Source organism: Enterococcus moraviensis ATCC BAA-383 (assembly GCF_000407445.1).
GTDB classification, from domain to species: Bacteria; Bacillota; Bacilli; order Lactobacillales; family Enterococcaceae; genus Enterococcus_L; species Enterococcus_L moraviensis.
Window position 1 is genome coordinate 513,547 of record NZ_ASWB01000002.1, and the last position, 18,248, is coordinate 531,794.

An 18,248-nucleotide genomic window follows, 5' to 3' on the forward strand; every position below is an offset into this window, starting at 1 on the left:
TAAACTCAACTTATAGAAGGTTAAAAAAGATTTTTAGAGTTAAAAGGTAGGTGGATATATGGAAGAACATCCAAAGAAATCGTGTAACAATAGGGATTTCATGTTATTCTCACACTCAAAAAGTTTTAAAAGCTGTAATGGTTAAATCAATATTCAGTGCTTTAAAAATTTTAAAAAGTTAGCTACCTACCTAACAGCAAAAAAGAATCAACCTAAACGATGCGTGATCGATTCTAACCATAATTGAAACCATCAGAATCTTTAATACATGTGAGAGGAACTAAATTGAATGAAAAGAAAATTATTATCATTACAGATGATTTGTGTATTACTCAGTGTTAACGTAATACCAGTTATCGGACATGCTGATGAATTATCACAGTCAGAGTCGAGTACTATTGAAGAAGGAACGTCGGAAACAACAACTGAAACTTCTTCAACAGAAGAGACGGAGACTACAGAGTCATCTATTCCTGAATCAGAAACTGGTACAACGGAAACAACCGTTACGACCACAGACCCTTCAGAAGAAGCTCAACCTCCTACAAGCAGTCAAGAGGAGGTGCCTGTTGAGCCACAACCAAGCACTCCGATTGAAACACCAGTAGTGCCAGAAGAATCTGTTCAGCCAATCACGGATCATGCACCGACTGAAGAGCAATTGGATCAAATAATTAAAATCGTAAAAAATGAACCAACAGAAACGTTTATTCGCCGTATTGGTGAAAAAGCGCGTGCTGTCGGTCAAAAAAACGACTTGTATGCTTCTGTCATGATTGCTCAAGCCATTTTAGAAACAGGTTCTGGTAATAGTGATTTAAGCCAGCAACCGTATCATAATCTTTTTGGGATCAAAGGGGAGTACAAAGGAGAAAAAGTTGTCTTTTCTACACAAGAAGACGACGGATCAGGCAATTGGTATACAATTGATGCTTCTTTCAAAAAGTATCCTGGATACAAAGAATCATTTGAAGATTATGCTAAGTTGATGAAAAAAGGCATTGATTCAAACAAAACAATTTATTCAGGAACTTGGAAATCAAATGCTGTAAGCTATCGCGAAGCAACAAAATCTCTAACAGGTGTTTATGCTACGGATACTAGTTATGATCAAAAACTGAATGCTTTTATCGAAGAATATGATTTGACTGAATACGATAAAGAAAAACCATCTACTTCAACAAGTGGAATCATCGTTACAGACAGTCATCCAGATAGTGACTTCAAAGAATATACAGGAGAAACCTATTCTGGTTCAGAAGCATATGCAGCAGGTAACTGTACGCAATATGTCTACAATCGTATTGTTCAATTAGAAGGTTATGTTGAAACAACAATGGGTAACGGAATGGATTGGGCTGCAACAGGAAAAGCGAATGGTTATGAAGTATCTAACAAACCAAAAGCTGGAACAGCCGTAAGCTTCCAACCAACAGTAGCTGGTGCTGATGGAACATATGGACATGTTGCGTTTGTTGAACATGTTTATGAGGATGGTTCTATTTTAATTTCAGAGATGAATGTTGCTGGTTTAGGAATGGTTTCATTTAGAGTAATCGATAAAGACACAGCGAATACACTAGCTTATGTAACCCCTAAATAAATAGAGATAAGTCAATAATGATGTCAAACATAAAAAGTTTGATATTGTTATTGGCTTTTTTTTAAGGATTTACATTTTCTTAATCATTCTAAATAAAACCTAAATGATTTAGGCATAGTTTCTTCAAATCTTCGGGCTATTATTAGTACATACCCAATAACAAACCCAAACAAAACACTTTTTCATTTTTACTCCTCAAGTAAAAAGAACTCCTTTCCGCTCGGTCACCCAGCCGAGCGGTATTTTTTTGTTCAAAAATCATTTTTAAGGTTTTTATTGTATGTTTTGGTGATTTTATAGTACGATTATTTAGAAAGAATCGTGTAAGGAGTGAGAAAAGGTGCAGTTTTATACATACGATTATTTACTACAACAAACCCATACGGTAAATAAGATACAATGGGCAATCATGGCAGGATTATTTGTAATTTTACTTGTAATGGGGTTCTTTTGGATTCGTAGGCGATTGGATTACAAATTTAAAGAAGTCGGTATTTTGATCATTGTACTTTTATTATTATTAGCAGGTATTCAATTAAATACATACTATAATGACGAGGCCAGTGATAATCAATATGCACAAATGATAGGAACCTTGCAAACTGTGGCTAAATCAATGAAGATTGAACCAAACAAATTAAAAATGAATCGTACAGATTTAAATGTGGACCCTATTGTCGAAGTCGAGGGAGAATTTTATTTGATTCATATGTCAGATGACAAAAGTTCCTATCTTATAGAAAAAATTGAGGTAAAAAATCAAGAAGAATTTCAAACGGTTGATACAGGAGGTACAACATAATGTTTCCTTATTTTGATGTGGGTTTAAAGTTAACGATAGGTTTATTATGTCTGATTATTTTTATTAATATTTCTGGAAAAGGAAATCTAGCACCAAAAAGTGCTGCAGATCAAATTCAAAACTATGTATTGGGGGGAATTATCGGTGGTGTGATTTACAATTCGCAAATTACGGTCTTACAATTTTTGATTGTATTATTGATTTGGGGGACATTAGTTACTGTTTTAAGAATAGCTAAGTTAAGGAATCCAGAAATTAAAAAAATAGTTGATGGACAGCCAATTATCTTGATCGATAAAGGACAAATGATTCCTGAAAATTTTAAGCAGGCGAATCTATCCGCTCATGATTTTGGTACAATGCTTAGGCTACATGATATTAATACAATAACAGAAGTTAAACGTGTACAGTTAGAGCAAAATGGTGATTTAACAATTGTTCGTAAAGGGGATCCAAATCGAGGATTGTATCTTATTACAGATGGCTTGATCATAGAAGATGCGTTAGAGGATATCAATAAAGACAAAAATTGGCTTATGGAAGAGTTAGCAAAACAAAATTATACAGAAGCTTCAACTATCTTCGTCGCAGAATACTTTCAAGGAACGCTTAGAATCGTTCCTTATAAATGAAAAAACTGACCACATTCAATGTGGTCAGTTTTTTCATTTATTTTTTCCACTCAGCAACTTCTTTTGAATGACTGTCGATCCAATCTCTAGCGGCTTGCGTAGGATCTGTTCCATTGTTGATTTCTAACATCACAGATTCCATGTCTTCTTTTGTCCAATGAAAGTTTTTCAAAATAGTGTAAGCTTCAGGATTTTCTTTTTCTAATCCTTTTTTGGCCATCGTGTGAATGGCTTCTTCACTACCCATTGTTCCTTTTGGATCTTCTAAGTATTTAAGATCGTATTTAGCAAACATCCAATGAGGAGACCAACCGGTAATAACAATTTCTTGCTTATTTTTGATTGCTTGTCCAAGAGCAACGGTCATTGCACCAGAAGAAGAGGTTTCAACTGACCAATCTGATAAGTTATTATACGCTTTTTGCGTTTTTTCAGCGGCAGCAACAACACCTGCACCAGGTTCGATCCCAGTGATTTTTTTACCAGCTTGATTGGTTAAGTCTTCAATGGAATTGACATCCATATATTGTGGAACAACGATACCAAGTTTAGCACCTTTTAGATTTTCACCTAAATCATCCACTTTATCTTTATACTGTTTGTATTGTTCACCATGCGTTCCAGGAAGCCAAGCGGCAACCATTGCATCTGTTTCTCCTTTAGAGATTGACTCCCACATAATGGCATTATCTAAAGGAGTTAATGAAACATTATAGCCAACATCTTTTAAAACTTCACCAATAACATGAGTAGATGCAACTTCTGTATCCCATTCTACATAAGCAAGAGAAATATTTTTCTCTTCATTTTTAGCAGAAGAGAAAAGAGTAGAGCCGCCAATCAAAGCAATGATTGCGATAACAGCAAGTACACTTCCACCAATTTTTTGATTTTTAGTGAGTTTTGATTTAGCTGGCGCAGTTTTTTTCTTATTCAAATTTTGAGTAAAACGATCGATGATAATGGCTAGAATAACCAATGCAACACCGTTAACAAAACCATTTCCGACTTGGGCACGTTGTAAAGCAGAAAGAACGCCACGACCAAGACCAGGTGCACCAATCATTGATGCGATAACGACCATAGAAAGGGCCAACATTGTTGTTTGGTTGACACCAGCCATGATTGTATTCTTAGCTAATGGTAATTCAAGTTTGAATAATTTTTGCCAACCTGTGCTACCAAATGAATCAGAAGCTTCCACCAATTCTTTTGGTACTTGACGAATCCCAAGATTCGTAAAACGAACGGTAGGTGGTAAAGCAAAGATAACTGAGGCGAATACCCCAGGAACCATACCGATTCCGAAAAAGGCAACTGCAGGAATCAAATAAACGAATCCAGGCATTGTTTGCATGAAATCTAAAATAGGTGTAATAATACTTTGCGCTTTATTACTTTTTGCCATTAAGATACCAAGAGGAACACCGATAACAATAGAAACCACACTAGAGAGTAAAACTAATGTTACGGTACTCATCAAATCGGTCCATAAATTTTGGTTATAAATGAAAAGTAAACCAATTAGTGTAAATAAACTTAATCCAATTTTCTTATTCGAAATAAAAAATGCAATGGCAGTTAAAATGATAATAAATAGTACTGGAGGAATCGCAACTAATAGAGAGGTAATTCCATCCATTAAACTTTGTCCTGTTGTTTGGAAGAAACTAAAGACACCAGAGAACGTATTTGTCATCCATTCTGTGATCGTTTCGACCCAATTTGCTACTGGTAATTGATAATTATTCATTGATGTTCACCTCTGTTTCTGCTAGTGCTTCAAGAACGCTGCCTCGAATAACAACACCAAGCAATTTATTGTTGTCTGTTACGGCAACTGGTGTAGGTGAATCATAGATGATCGGGAAGATATCATTGACTAGCATATCTTTGTCGATAGAAGTGATATCTGTGTCTACATAGTCCGTTAAAGGTTTGCCAGCTTTACGAGCCTCTAACGCACGTTCAGCTCTTACTACGCCTTTTAATTGACGTTTTTTATCAACGGCCAAAAGCATACTTACTTCTTCTTGACGCATACGGGTTAATGCAACGGTTGGACCATCGATTTCAATATTTGTTGTTAATGCTGGCACCATAATATTTTGAGCTGTTAAAACTTTAGAACGATCAACATCTTCAACGAAGGTACGAACGTAATCATTAGCAGGATTTGTTAAAATTTCTTCACCAGTTCCGATTTGCATGATTTGACCGTCTTTCATTAGAGCAATTCGATCACCAATGCGTAAAGCTTCATTCAAATCATGTGTGATAAAGATAATGGTCTTCTTCACGTTTTCCTGTAAATCGACCAATTCATCTTGCATTTCCCGACGAATCAACGGATCAAGTGCTGAAAAGGCTTCGTCCATCAATAAGATTTCTGGATCATTTGCTAAGGCACGAGCCAAGCCGACGCGTTGTTGCATCCCACCAGATAATTGATTAGGAAACTGATCTTTAAACGCTAATAAACTTGAGTTTTCTAATGCTTGCTCAGCTTTAGCTGTCCGCTCTTCTTTTGGTACACCGCGAACTTCCAAACCATATTCTGTGTTTTCTAAGATTGTACGGTGAGGGAAAAGACCAAAGTTTTGGAAGACCATACTCATTTTATTCCGACGAACTTCTCTAAGACCTTCTTTATCCAATTTTGAGATATCTTGATTATCGATAAAAATATTCCCAGAAGTTGGCTCAATCAGACGGTTCAAAAGGCGAATCAACGTGGATTTCCCACTACCTGAAAGACCCATTATCACGAAAATCTCTCCTGCTTCTACTTCGAAATTGACATCATAAACACCGACAGTAGCACCAGTCTTTTTCAAGATTTCCGTTTTGTCTTTGTTTTCTTTGATCATATCCAGTGCTTGTTTTGATTTTTTACCGAATATTTTTGTTAAATGCGATACTTTTACTTTGGGCAAAACAAAATTCCTCCTTATTTTAAAAGCTGAGCAGGCTCGTCCAGCTCTGACAGGAAAATAGGAAAATCAGAATGTGGCGTTTTTTGCCACAATCAGATTTTATCTTTTTCCCGAAGAGCTAGCCTGCGAAGCCAAACAATCCATTTCTTTTTTACAAAAGAATGAAAAGAAAAACAATTTCTTTTCTGTAAAAAAGTGACCATTCTAGATTAACATCGGCTAGTCACTTTGTCAAATTGCTTGCTTTTATTGAGAAAACAAATAAGCGATCAACCTTTTTTAAAGGTTGATCGCTTATTTTACATTATGAATTTGGATAGAAAAAGTTTTGAACACGTTGTAACGTTGATTCATGTCCAACAAAATAAATCGTATCACCGGAAGTAAGCTTTGCATAAGGCCCAGGGGATACCAATAATTCATCACCGTGTTTAATTGCGATTAACGTAGCAGAAGTGCTTTGCCATAAGTTTAATTCACTGATTGTCATTTCGAGATGTGATGCATCATCAGTAAGTGTAAACGTAACTGGATTCAACGGGTTAAAGGAATCAAAACGTTTTGTTTGGTCTACCAATTTATCTAATATTTCTGAGAAATGGCTCAATTCCTCTTTTTGTTTTTTGACACTGTCTATAAGATCTTCTTTTAAATCATGAATGGATTGAACATCTTGATATTGATCAACGAAGAGCTTAGCTTTTTCCATCGAATGTACATAAAAACCACTGCCATGTTTGGCTTGGACGATTTCTAAATCAACTAATACGCTAATTGCTTTACGGGCAGTTTCAGGCGATACGCTGTATTTATTAGCAAGAGTAGAACGTGCGTGAATTTTATCGCCGACGGTAAACGTTTTATCAGCGATTTTGGTTGCGACGTCTACTGCGATTTGTTGATATTTTGGTTTTGTCACATTCATTCGTTTTGAAGTCATGTTTGACCACCTTTCGTCAGTTCGTTTCTTCTAATTCTTCAAGCTCTAAACTAAGATCTTCCCATTCAGAGAGTAACTGCTCTTGCTGTTTTTGTTGCGTTTCTAATTCTTCATTTAAGGCCATTAGTTTCATGTGGTCATCAACAAGGGATGGATCACTCATTGAGCGTTCTAAGTCTGCAATTGTAGTGTCCAATAATGTTAGATTTTCTTCAATTTGCGTGATTTTTCGATTCAAATTACGCAAGATTTTTTGCTGTTCTTTATTCTGATAAAAGTCATTTTTAGGTTTGGTTGTTTCCGTTTGTGTAAGACTGGATTGTTCAGCTAATAAAGCAGCTAATTCTTCCTCTTCTTTTTTCTTTTCTAAGTAATAATCATAATCGCCTAAATAAAGTTTACTGCCAGACTCTGAAAGTTCGATTACTTTTGTAGCGATTCTGTTAATGAAGTAACGGTCATGTGATACAAATAAAAGTGTCCCTTCATAATCAATCAAGGCATTTTCTAAAACTTCTTTATTGTCGATATCCAAATGATTGGTTGGTTCATCGAGAATCAAAAAGTTTTGTTTATCCATTGATAATTTGGCTAATGCGACACGTGCTTTTTCACCACCACTTAGGAGAGGAATTGTTTTTTCAACATCATTTCCACTAAATAAGAAACTACCTAAAATGTTACGGATGTCTTTTTCAGGTGTGGTTGGATGTTCATCCCAAAGCTCTGCTAAAACAGTTTTTGTTCCGTGTAAGTTTGCTTGTTCTTGATCGTAATAACCAATCTGAACATTAGTGCCAAGTGTAGCATGTCCTTTAACGAAAGGCAGTTTGCCAATAATCGATTTTAATAAAGTTGATTTCCCGATACCATTTGGTCCAACTAAAGCAATTGCTTCTTGCCGGCGAATATCCAAAGAAACTGGTTCCGATAGGACATGATTATTATAACCGATTGCGGCGTCTTCAACTTGTAAGACAACATTTCCAGAAACTTTTTCGATTCCAAAAAGGAAGTTTGCAGATTTTTCATCCCCTTGCGGACGGTCTAAGCGTTCCATTTTCTCTAAGGTTTTTCGCCGACTTTGAGCGCGCTTGGTTGTCGAGGCTCTAACTAAGTTACGTGCAACAAAATCTTCTAATTTATTGATTTCAGTTTGTTGTTTTTCATACGCCTTCCACTCACTCGTCAATTGTTCAGCCTTTAATTCTAAATATTTTGAGTAGTTGCCTTTGTAATAGCGCATTTTATGACGGCTGATCTCATAGACTTCGGAAACGACTTTATCTAAAAAGTAACGGTCATGTGAGACAATCAAAAGGGCACCTGAATAACTGGGTAAATAATTTTCTAACCAAGACAAAGTGTCGATATCTAAGTGGTTAGTCGGTTCATCGAGAATTAGTATATCTGGTTTTTGCAAAAGCATGCGAGCTAAAGCTAAACGTGTTTTTTGACCACCCGATAATGTATGAATGTCTTTTGAATAAAAGTCCTCCTTAAATCCAAAACCATGTAAAACAGAACGGATTTCATTCTCATAGCCGTATCCATTTTTTTCTGAAAACTCATGTTGTAAACGATCGTATTCTTTCATAACGGATTCATAATTTGCTGCATCCGGTAGCAATTCACTAATGATCAACTCAAGTTCACGCATCCGAGTTTCCATTGTAATGACTTCGACAAACGCTTCAAGCATTTCATCCCAAACCGTTTTATTAGAATCAAGCCCAGTATCTTGAGCTAAATAACCAAGACTAGCTGTTTTATTTTTTGCAATCGTACCAGCATCAGGAGCATCGATTCCGGCGATTATTTTTAAAAGAGTTGATTTACCAGCGCCGTTTCGGCCGACTAAAGCGATTCGACTGTTTGTGCTGATCTCCATTTGTATATTTTCAAACAAAGTGTCTGCGCCAAAATACCGGGCGATTTGATTTGCTTGGAGTAAAATCATGGGGCATCCTCATTTCTATTTCAATGCCTTTAGTGTAGCATAAATTGATTCAAAAAAGCACCTATACAACAGCTAGAGATAAAAATTATCAGAACAATTTTAAGAAAGTTTGAAAAATGTTTCTTTTTTTGAGCTGTAAGATTGCTTTTTAACTGGAACAACTGCTATGATGAGAAATGGATATTTGTCTATATTTAGAGTATTGGAGGTACGATTGTGAAAGACCAAATTATTCCAAAAGCAACGGCAAGACGCCTTCCCCTATATTATCGTTATTTGAGAATTCTGCATGATGCAGGCAAAAATAAAGTTTCTTCTACTGAATTAAGTGAAGCTGTACAAGTTGATAGTGCTACTATTCGACGAGATTTTTCTTACTTTGGTGAGCTAGGTAAACGTGGTTATGGCTACGATGTAGAGAACCTAATGAATTTCTTTGCGAAGACCTTGAATGATGATGAACTAACAAACGTAGCATTGATCGGTGTGGGTAACTTAGGTAGTGCCTTACTGAAGTATAAATTCCACCAAAGTAACAGCATTCGTGTTAGCTGCGCCTTTGATGTCAATGATGACATAGTTGGACGAATCGTTGATGGCATTCCAGTATACCCGATGACGGATATGATGGAACAAATTCGTGTTCAGCAAATAGAAGTCGCTATTTTGACTTTACCTGCTAGAAAAGCACAGGAGGTTGTCAGTCAGTTAGCAGATGCTGGCGTAAAAGGAATTTTAAACTTTACTGCGGCTAGATTAGTAGCACCAGCAGATGTTTTGATTCAAAACGTTGATTTAACGAATGAATTACAGACACTGATTTACTTCCTACATCATGATAACGAATTGATCGAGACAGAGATCGAAGAAGACAAAGAATAATAAAAAAACTTATGATCCTATTCCTTAAACAGAATATGGACCATAAGTTTTTTTCTTATTTAGGCAATTCAATATTACTATAGTGCATGATAAGTTGAGCGATTACAACAAGTGTATTCATTCCACAGTGAGCGATAATCGATGTCCAAATTTTTCCAGTCATCTTATAAAGTAAAGCAAAAAAGAAACCCATAAAGAAATAAACAAAGAAATGACCATCTTGATGAATAACAGAAAATAATGTAGAACTAATAATAGCAGAAAGCCAAAAACCAACATAAGATTCAGTCAAACCAATCAAAGAACGACGAAAAACAAATTCTTCCATGATAGGTCCGCCAATCGTTGTTGCTAAAATAAACAAAGGATTGGCTAAAATAACGGCAATGATATTTTGAGTATTTGCAGAACTAGGTGTTTCTCCTGTAATAGCAGTTTCAATACTAAAAACAATTGCTTGAATGATCATTGCTAAAAAAATACCACTAATACCAAGTAAAAAGATGAACACAGGGGAGGTTAGTTTAGCATTTTTCTCAACAGAAGTGGTCGCTATTTGTTTATTTTTGATGTAAAGCCAAATCATTAATCCTGCACCTAAAATATAAGTAAATGTTGTACCACCAATTACGATGTCAGGTGAAAAAGGTCGGAAAATAAAAGGTGAAAAAAATACGAGTCCATATAAAAGAATCGTCACAGTGCTTAATTGCTTAATCGACATATTTTTTGGCATGAAGATAAAAAACTCCTTTCAGTTTATGTAGAATATAAAAAGTATACCACAGTCTGATAGCCCTATTTTTTGTGATTATTGCGATAACCTAATAATAGAAAGATAAATACGAAGAAAAATGCGGCTTCCCACAAGGTAGTAGTCCAGTCGAATCGTCTACTTACACCAAAAAAGAAGTTTCCGACATTTGCAATAATTAAATAGAGTCCAGTAATTGTTAAAGCTCCGGTGATTCGTTGTTTCATTTCAATCGCCTCTCTTTCTCTACCTATTTTACCACGAAATGAACGAGAGCATAGAAATATACCAAATTAAGGTAAGCAACTTCAGGGATTTCGTTCAAAAAGATGTGAATTACTTAAAAGTATGGAAACAATTATTAAATAAAATTAGTCAAAAGACTTGCAAAATGTAAGGGAAATGAGTATTATAAATAGTGTGAGTTAGCACTCGATAACCTAGAGTGCTAAAAAGATAAATAATTTATATGGAGGGATTTATTGTGTTAAAACCATTAAGCGATCGCGTCGTTATCGAAGTCGCAAAAGAAGAAGAAAAAACAGTTGGAGGCATCGTCTTAGCATCAGCCGCTCAAGAAAAGCCTCAAACAGGAAACGTTATCGCAGTAGGTGAAGGCCGTGTTTTAGATAACGGTACAAAAGTTCCTGCGGATGTTAAAGTAGGCGACACAGTAATGTTTGAAAAATATTCAGGAACAGAAGTAAAGTATGAAGGAAATGATTACTTGATCGTTTCTGGTAAAGACATTATTGCGATTGTTGAATAAGCTATTCTTATAATACAAACAACCATATTAAATAGAAAAAAATAAAAATTTTGAGGTGAAGGAATTATGGCAAAAGAAATCAAATTTGCAGAAGATGCACGTGCAGCAATGCTTCGTGGAGTAGATATTTTAGCTGATACAGTAAAAGTAACATTAGGCCCTAAAGGTCGTAACGTAGTTTTAGAAAAATCTTTTGGTTCACCATTGATCACAAATGATGGTGTGACGATTGCTAAAGAAATCGAATTAGAAGATCATTTTGAAAACATGGGTGCAAAATTAGTATCTGAAGTTGCTTCTAAAACAAATGATATCGCAGGGGATGGTACAACAACTGCGACAGTACTGACACAAGCAATCGTTCGAGAAGGCTTGAAGAATGTTACTGCTGGTGCTAATCCATTAGGAATCCGCCGTGGGATTGAATTAGCAACAAAAGCAGCTGTTGAAGAATTGCATAATATCTCAACGGTTGTTGATTCTAAAGAAGCAATCGCACAAGTTGCAGCTGTTTCTTCTGGTTCTGATCGTGTAGGTCAATTAATTGCGGATGCAATGGAAAAAGTTGGCAATGACGGTGTTATTACAATCGAAGAATCAAAAGGGATCGAAACAGAATTAGACGTCGTTGAAGGGATGCAATTTGATCGTGGTTACTTATCTCAATATATGGTGACAGATAATGATAAAATGGAAGCCATTTTAGAAAATCCGTATATTTTGATCACTGACAAAAAAATCTCTAACATTCAAGATATCTTACCTTTATTGGAACAAATCTTGCAACAAAGCCGACCATTATTGATCATTGCAGATGATGTTGATGGAGAAGCGTTGCCAACACTAGTTTTAAATAAAATTCGTGGAACATTCAACGTTGTTGCAGTTAAAGCACCAGGTTTTGGTGACCGTCGTAAAGCAATGCTTGAAGATATCGCTATTTTAACTGGCGGAACTGTGATCACTGATGATTTAGGACTTGAATTAAAAGACACAACAATCGATAACCTTGGTAATGCAAGTAAAGTTGTTGTAGATAAAGATAATACAACAATCGTTGAAGGTGCTGGCGATAAAGCTGGAATTGATGCACGTGTTCAATTGATCAAAAATCAAATTGCAGAAACAACATCTGATTTTGACCGCGAAAAACTACAGGAACGTCTAGCGAAATTAGCTGGCGGGGTTGCCGTTGTTAAAGTGGGTGCTGCTACAGAAACAGAATTAAAAGAATTAAAATTACGTATTGAAGATGCCTTGAATGCTACTCGTGCCGCTGTTGAAGAAGGTATGGTTTCAGGTGGTGGTACAGCTCTAGTGAACGTTATCGGTAAGGTAACTGGATTAGATGCAGAAGGAGACGTGGCAACGGGTGTGAAAATCGTTGTACGTGCGTTAGAAGAACCAATTCGTCAAATCGCAGAAAATGCTGGATATGAAGGATCAGTCATCGTGGATAAATTAAAAAATATTGATCTAGGTATCGGTTTTAACGCTGCAAATGGTGAATGGGTAAACATGGTAGAAGCAGGAATCGTTGACCCAACAAAAGTAACGCGTTCAGCTTTACAAAATGCAGCTTCAGTTGCAGCTTTGTTATTAACAACAGAAGCAGTAGTTGCAGACAAACCAGAGCCAGCTGGTTCAGCAATGCCTCCAATGGACCCTTCAATGGGAATGGGCGGCATGATGTAATCAAGTTTTTACTAAATAATAACCGTTTAACATGTAAAATGTTAAACGGTTATTTTATTATAAATGATTACATGTTACTCAAAATAAGGCACGATCACAAATTGTTGAATTGCAAATAACACGATTAAGTGAACTGGATAAAACCAATAAAAAAAGTATTTCCACTGTTTCCCACGTTTCCCATTATAAAAATAGATTGGTATAATGGCAATTAGCCCAAATAGACTATTTTGAAGAAGAACCAGTGCTCCAATAATACATTTTAACAAGGGCAAGTCTTTAAATAAATACAAAGTAATAATCAATAAAATACCAATCCATCCTCCGTAATCTACACATAAAAATTCTGCTAAAAAAATACCGATCCCAACTATTATGATTGAACACATGACATTACGTATGGAGAACGCCTTAAATTTTTCTAACCCGATAATAACAATTAAACCAATGAATAGTGTGAAAAATACATTTTGACTTTCAAAATCAATTAAACGATGTGAAAATGCTAAATCAAAGGGGATTTCTGAAATCAATGCAAACAGAAATAAGCGTGTGGCATATCTTTTTTTATTAGACGTATGAGTAAAGCCCTCTACAAGCAAAAAACAAAACAGTGGAAAAGCTAATCTTCCGATTATTATGAATAGTGGAAAAATTTGTTGGCTGAATCCAATAATTGGATGTTCTTCCACTCCAAATGGAACAGATTGCATCATAACTGGCTGGAAAGAGATGATCTTTGCAGTATGATCAAGTAGCATGGCGAAAATGGCAATCCATTTTAATTGGCTACCAGAGAAAAAGGATTTCGTTTCCAATGATAATGACTCCTTTTTAGATAAATTAGGTTGATATATTATTTTACCATAGATAATTGATAGTTTAATCAGAACGTGAAAAAGAAGTGTAGTTAACAACAAGGAAGTTTGACGAGGTTTTGGAGTCTAAAGTTAAAAAAATCGATAATAGAGTATGTTAGGATGGATAATCAATAATTGGAGGAGAATTAGAAAGGTAAGGAAAAGCTTTAGAGGAGTATTTTTAATACGTAGAGATTTTCTTTCTATTATTATATAAAAACGAGAAGTTTTTGATAAAAAGCAGTGAAAAATATAATATATATTGTTATAATGAAATTATGTTAGGTTTGGTATAAATCTTTCTTGAATGTAGCAGTTATAAGAAGATAATGAATCTAAGAAACACACAATTTTATTCCGATTTCCGCTACTATTCAATTCTATCTCAAAATTATAGACCAGTCTATAAGTAAAAGTTCATTTTTTTATCATATTTTTGATGAATTTTATAAAAAAATGAGAATAGTTATGCATATAATTTTTATTTTTGATGGAAATGGATAGGATTATTTTTGGAATATATTATTTTTTATTCAGTGTGAAATTAAAACTTACGCATTTTAAAGGGCTCTATATTTATAAGCCGTCAAATAAGCCGTCAATTTTTTTTGGAAAGGGTGTCGTAAAATGAGTAGAAAAGGTGAAAACATTTATAAAAGAAAAGATGGGCGATGGGAAGGTCGATATATGAAAGCAAGAAATGAAGAAGGTAAAATCATCTATGGTTATATTTATGGGAAACGATATAAACATGTTAAAGAGCGATTAGCTGAATTAAAAGTTCGATATTCGTTTACTCATAATAATGTTAATTTATATAAAGGAACAGTTCAAGACTGGCTAGTTCACTGGCTAAATGTTGTGATGCGTAAAAACATCAAACTGTCTACTTATTCAAGTTATCAACTACGTATGGAAAAATATATCATTCCATTTCTCGGAAAGAAGCAGTTAACTCAAGTAAAAAGTCAGGATATTGAAAATTTTGTTAACTATCTAACCAGCTTAAACTTATCAGCTTCGACAATACATTCAATTGTAACTGTGTTGAAGAGCGCAATGAACAAAGCGTTCGTTGAAAATCATATTGTATCTAATCCGTGTAACAATTTATCATTGTCGAGAGTTACAATGAAAGAAATTTCAGCACTAAGCTTAAAAGAACAAGAAAAACTTGAACAAGTTTCTTTAAAAGAGAATGATTGCTCCGCTGTGATTTTAGCATTATATACTGGTTTAAGAATTGGCGAAATTAGTGGATTGAAATGGACAGATATTGATTTTGTAAAGAATATTATTCATGTGAGAAGAACATTATATAGAATTTCTAGTTCTGAAAAAAGTGGAAAAACAGAGATCATTATGGCCGAGCCAAAGACCAAAAGCTCTAAACGATCTATTCCTTTAGCTAAAAATTTAAAGAGCTATTTAATGGAAAAACAAAAAAGTACATCCTCAGAATACGTTATCTCTTGTAGGTCTAGCTATACTGAACCAAGAGTTATAAGTTATCGTTTTAGAAAAAATATTGAACAGGCCGGGATTGGACACATTCATTTTCATGTTTTACGTCATACCTTTGCTACAAGGTGTGTAGAGCAGGGAATTGATATTGCTACACTTAGTAAGTTACTGGGACATTCTTCTATAAAGTTGACATTAGACACATACACAGATTCTCTTTGGGAAAGTAGAAAAGCTGCCGTTTCAGTAATTGATGATAAACTTGGAACTACATCTGTTTCAGTTTAAGGACAAAAAAACGTATAAAAACTAGTATTAGTTTTTATACGTTTTTTTGTCTTCATTTTTTAACCGTCATAGAATGGTCAACTCTATAGAAAAATGTATGTATATATATTGTAAAAGGAGCTTTTTCTTATAACTGCTACATTCAAGAAAAAGCCAGACAAAGTATCTGTTGCTTAGATACACCGACGTACACTATTCATTAAGCCCTTAAATTAATGAATAGATGTACATCTATTATAGTCGTAATTTAAATATTTCTAAACTTAAAAGTCTTGAAAATAAGTAGAATTTTAAAGGAATACGAATACTTATAAAAATGATGATAGGGGGAGGGCATCAAAAATGTACACAATCGGCTATATCTCACTTAATAATGAGATAAGTGAGCAATACAAGGAGGTTTTTAACGCACTGCAATGTAACATTCAAATTGTAAAAAAAGAAAAAATAAATCAACTGTTTAATAGTAATAATAATTTATTAGATGTGTTAGATACCTTGATAATTGAAGATACAGATTTAAACAATATTAATTGGGTATGTGAATTGATTATGACGGTACGGAAACAAACGACTTTACCACTTTGGATTTTTACGACATTAAAAAATGAAAACAGAACAAATCGAATTGTCTATTTACAATTAGGTGCGGATGGCATTGTTGATCAGGGAATCGAATTGGATGAATCATTATTGATGATGAGAAACTTAATGAAACGTTTCAAACAAAGAGCAACTCTCCCAGCGAAATCTGAGCAATCAATATTCAATGAAACTGCTGATTTTAAATTGATACCTCAAAATTTGAGTGTTTGTTTAGAAGACGGAAAAGAAGTTAATCTAACAAAATTAGAATTTCTTACGATTGAATATTTACATAAACACGCACGTAAAACTATGACATATGAAGAAATTTATAAAAATGTTTGGAAGGATAATTATTGCGATAGAAAATATCGAGTGTCTAATTTAGTTTTCCATTTAAGGCAAAAGCTTGAAATAGATATTGAAAAACCCAAATATATCAAAACGATTCGCTCAAAAGGATATATGCTAAATATTTAATTTTTACCACTGAAAAGAATGAACCAACAAAACTTAGAAACGTATAGTGAAAACAGGTTCAGGAGAGTTATAACGCACTTGATTTTATAAAGTTGGGAGGCAAAATTTATGTTTATTGAAGTGATTCCAAACCAAAGCGTAATTTGCGAAACTGGTTAGAAATAACGAGTGAAGTAAAGAATTACTCGTTTTTCTGGAAAGGAGGAGGAGTAAGAAAAGTTTCGACAATAACAAACATCATAGGAGGAAAAAAAATTGAAAAACACACAAGTTTTTAAAAGAGGACTATTAACATTAGCTGCAACTGCTGCATTAGGAGTAGCTGTTTTGTCAGTACCAACACCATTTACAGGAGAATCAGTCGTTGCTTATGCAACAGAAGGAACAGCTGAAGTATCAACGATCGAAGAATTTGATGCAGCGTTGAAAAATCCAACAATCACTGTAATCAATGTTAATCAAAGTATCCAATTCAAGAAAAATATTACAAATATTCCGAACCGTGATTTAACAATCAATGGTAATGCAGATAAAGGCGTAGTGATCAACTCAGCACACAACTCTATCTATGGAAAACAAAACACTAAAGGTAAAAATACGATTTCAATCAAAAATGTCAATATCGTAGGTGCTGATGGCGATGGACGTTTCTTCACTGGTGGTTCTGGTAATGGCCCTTCAAGTTATGGATGGGATGTCTATGCAGAAAATGTTGAGTACACAGGTGCTCGCTTTGTTCACCTTAGTGAAGGTAAATTAACATTTGCTGGTACAAATAACATCAATACTCGTGCTGAAAATGCTTGGGTTCATGACTTAGAGTTTTTACCTGGAACAATTTATAACGGAATTGCAGCGAACAAAGACCATGGTCAATTCTCAGCATTTTACTTTAATGGTGCTTTGATCAAAGGGAAAGCAACTGGTGAAGTAAAAATCGGTTCTAATGCAAATGTTAATGTAAAAATCGGTCCACAAAGTAATGTCAATCATTACTATCCAGTATTTTATGACAAAGTACAAAAAGTTGATATTGATTCAGGTGCAACGTTAGATGTTGACGCTGCAGGTGTAGCATTCGAATTTATTCCACGTGCTGACTATGTTAACAAATTCCCATCATTAAACTTAGCAAGTGGAGCAAAAGCATATTTCAACGGCCGTGGTGGTGGAGATTACCCAGCAATGTATCTTCAATATTATGGTGCACAAGTAAACTTAAGCCGTAATTCTGAACTTGTTGTGACAGGTGATAGTAAAAAAGGTGCAGTGAGAAGTGAATATAAAGGTGCACAAATCAATCTTGATTCTCCTAGAAACTTTGAAATTACAAACAAAAAAGCGGGAGCACAACTATTTTATAGTACAAATACAACCATTAATGCTAAAAATGTAGGTCGTTTGTCAACATGGGGTAGAACAGGTGGAGATTACTTAGATCCAGCTACAAACCTTTTCAATGCTCGTAATTTTACTGTGAATTTTGGGAAAATTTGTAACAGTAAAACATTATCAGTGACTGGTCTTCCAGAAGATTTCCGCATGGAAGATTACGGAAAAATTTCATTAAAAGGTGGAGGAATCTAATATAGTTTCAC

General features: G+C 34.7%; 16 protein-coding genes. 9 read left to right on the forward strand and 7 right to left on the reverse strand.

From position 1 onward, the window contains the following. Window positions 1–289 precede the first annotated feature (289 nt). The 3 genes from I586_RS08445 to I586_RS08455 all read left to right on the forward strand — a co-directional run bounded on the left by I586_RS08445 (window position 290) and on the right by I586_RS08455 (window position 3,037). On the forward strand, window positions 290–1,603 hold the full coding sequence (locus I586_RS08445) for a glucosaminidase domain-containing protein (protein WP_010765564.1): 1,314 nt from the start codon (window positions 290–292) through the stop codon (window positions 1,601–1,603). 340 nt (window positions 1,604–1,943) lie between these two features. After that, window positions 1,944–2,405 carry a DUF3290 family protein gene (locus I586_RS08450; protein WP_010765563.1) on the forward strand — a complete coding sequence of 154 codons (462 nt, stop codon included), beginning with the start codon at window positions 1,944–1,946 and terminating at the stop codon, window positions 2,403–2,405. Continuing rightward, window positions 2,402–3,037 (forward strand): DUF421 domain-containing protein, encoded by a 636-nt coding sequence (locus I586_RS08455; protein WP_139242639.1) that lies wholly within the window; start codon window positions 2,402–2,404, stop codon window positions 3,035–3,037. The genes I586_RS08450 and I586_RS08455 overlap by 4 nt, the downstream gene beginning before the upstream one ends. Before the next feature lie 37 nt (window positions 3,038–3,074). On the opposite strand, the gene I586_RS08460 is transcribed toward I586_RS08455, so the two are convergent. From I586_RS08460 to I586_RS08475, 4 genes are all read right to left on the reverse strand, one after another. Then, entirely contained in the window at window positions 3,075–4,790 is a 1,716-nt protein-coding gene (locus I586_RS08460; RefSeq protein WP_010765561.1) for an ABC transporter permease/substrate binding protein, read from the reverse strand. Beyond that, window positions 4,783–5,973, reverse strand: a complete 1,191-nt coding sequence (locus I586_RS08465) for a quaternary amine ABC transporter ATP-binding protein (RefSeq protein WP_010765560.1) — start codon at window positions 5,971–5,973, stop codon at window positions 4,783–4,785. The genes I586_RS08460 and I586_RS08465 overlap by 8 nt, the downstream gene beginning before the upstream one ends. Before the next feature lie 304 nt (window positions 5,974–6,277). Continuing rightward, entirely contained in the window at window positions 6,278–6,913 is a 636-nt protein-coding gene (locus I586_RS08470; RefSeq protein WP_010765559.1) for a GntR family transcriptional regulator, read from the reverse strand. Between the two features lie 16 nt (window positions 6,914–6,929). Continuing rightward, window positions 6,930–8,873, reverse strand: a complete 1,944-nt coding sequence (locus tag I586_RS08475) for an ABC-F family ATP-binding cassette domain-containing protein (RefSeq protein ID WP_010765558.1) — start codon at window positions 8,871–8,873, stop codon at window positions 6,930–6,932. Window positions 8,874–9,089: 216 nt separating this feature from the next. On the opposite strand from I586_RS08475, the gene I586_RS08480 reads away from it, so the two are divergent. Then, complete coding sequence (locus I586_RS08480; RefSeq protein ID WP_010765557.1) at window positions 9,090–9,755, forward strand: redox-sensing transcriptional repressor Rex; 666 nt, start codon at window positions 9,090–9,092, stop codon at window positions 9,753–9,755. Window positions 9,756–9,810: 55 nt separating this feature from the next. Here I586_RS08480 and I586_RS08485 read toward each other — a convergent pair whose 3' ends face one another. Further along, entirely contained in the window at window positions 9,811–10,479 is a 669-nt protein-coding gene (locus I586_RS08485) for a CPBP family intramembrane glutamic endopeptidase (RefSeq protein WP_034702241.1), read from the reverse strand. 74 nt (window positions 10,480–10,553) lie between these two features. Continuing rightward, window positions 10,554–10,736 (reverse strand): hypothetical protein, encoded by a 183-nt coding sequence (locus tag I586_RS08490; RefSeq protein ID WP_010765555.1) that lies wholly within the window; start codon window positions 10,734–10,736, stop codon window positions 10,554–10,556. Window positions 10,737–10,993: 257 nt separating this feature from the next. Between I586_RS08490 and groES the strand changes: the two genes are divergently transcribed. After that, window positions 10,994–11,278, forward strand: coding sequence for a co-chaperone GroES (gene groES, locus I586_RS08495; protein ID WP_010765554.1), 285 nt, complete (start codon window positions 10,994–10,996; stop codon window positions 11,276–11,278). Between the two features lie 66 nt (window positions 11,279–11,344). After that, a complete protein-coding gene (groL, locus tag I586_RS08500; protein WP_010765553.1) occupies window positions 11,345–12,973 on the forward strand; it encodes a chaperonin GroEL in 1,629 nt (542 codons plus the stop codon). A 74-nt stretch (window positions 12,974–13,047) separates the two neighbouring features. Here groL and I586_RS08505 read toward each other — a convergent pair whose 3' ends face one another. Then, window positions 13,048–13,791, reverse strand: coding sequence for a TraX family protein (locus tag I586_RS08505; protein ID WP_010765552.1), 744 nt, complete (start codon window positions 13,789–13,791; stop codon window positions 13,048–13,050). Between the two features lie 669 nt (window positions 13,792–14,460). Here I586_RS08505 and I586_RS08510 point away from each other — a divergent pair. From I586_RS08510 to I586_RS08520, 3 genes are all read left to right on the forward strand, one after another. After that, entirely contained in the window at window positions 14,461–15,585 is a 1,125-nt protein-coding gene (locus tag I586_RS08510; RefSeq protein ID WP_010765551.1) for a tyrosine-type recombinase/integrase, read from the forward strand. Window positions 15,586–15,927: 342 nt separating this feature from the next. Next, window positions 15,928–16,650 carry a response regulator transcription factor gene (locus tag I586_RS08515; RefSeq protein ID WP_010765550.1) on the forward strand — a complete coding sequence of 241 codons (723 nt, stop codon included), beginning with the start codon at window positions 15,928–15,930 and terminating at the stop codon, window positions 16,648–16,650. Between the two features lie 255 nt (window positions 16,651–16,905). Next, entirely contained in the window at window positions 16,906–18,237 is a 1,332-nt protein-coding gene (locus tag I586_RS08520) for a pectate lyase-like adhesive domain-containing protein (protein ID WP_010765549.1), read from the forward strand. The last annotated feature ends 11 nt before the right edge of the window (window positions 18,238–18,248 follow it).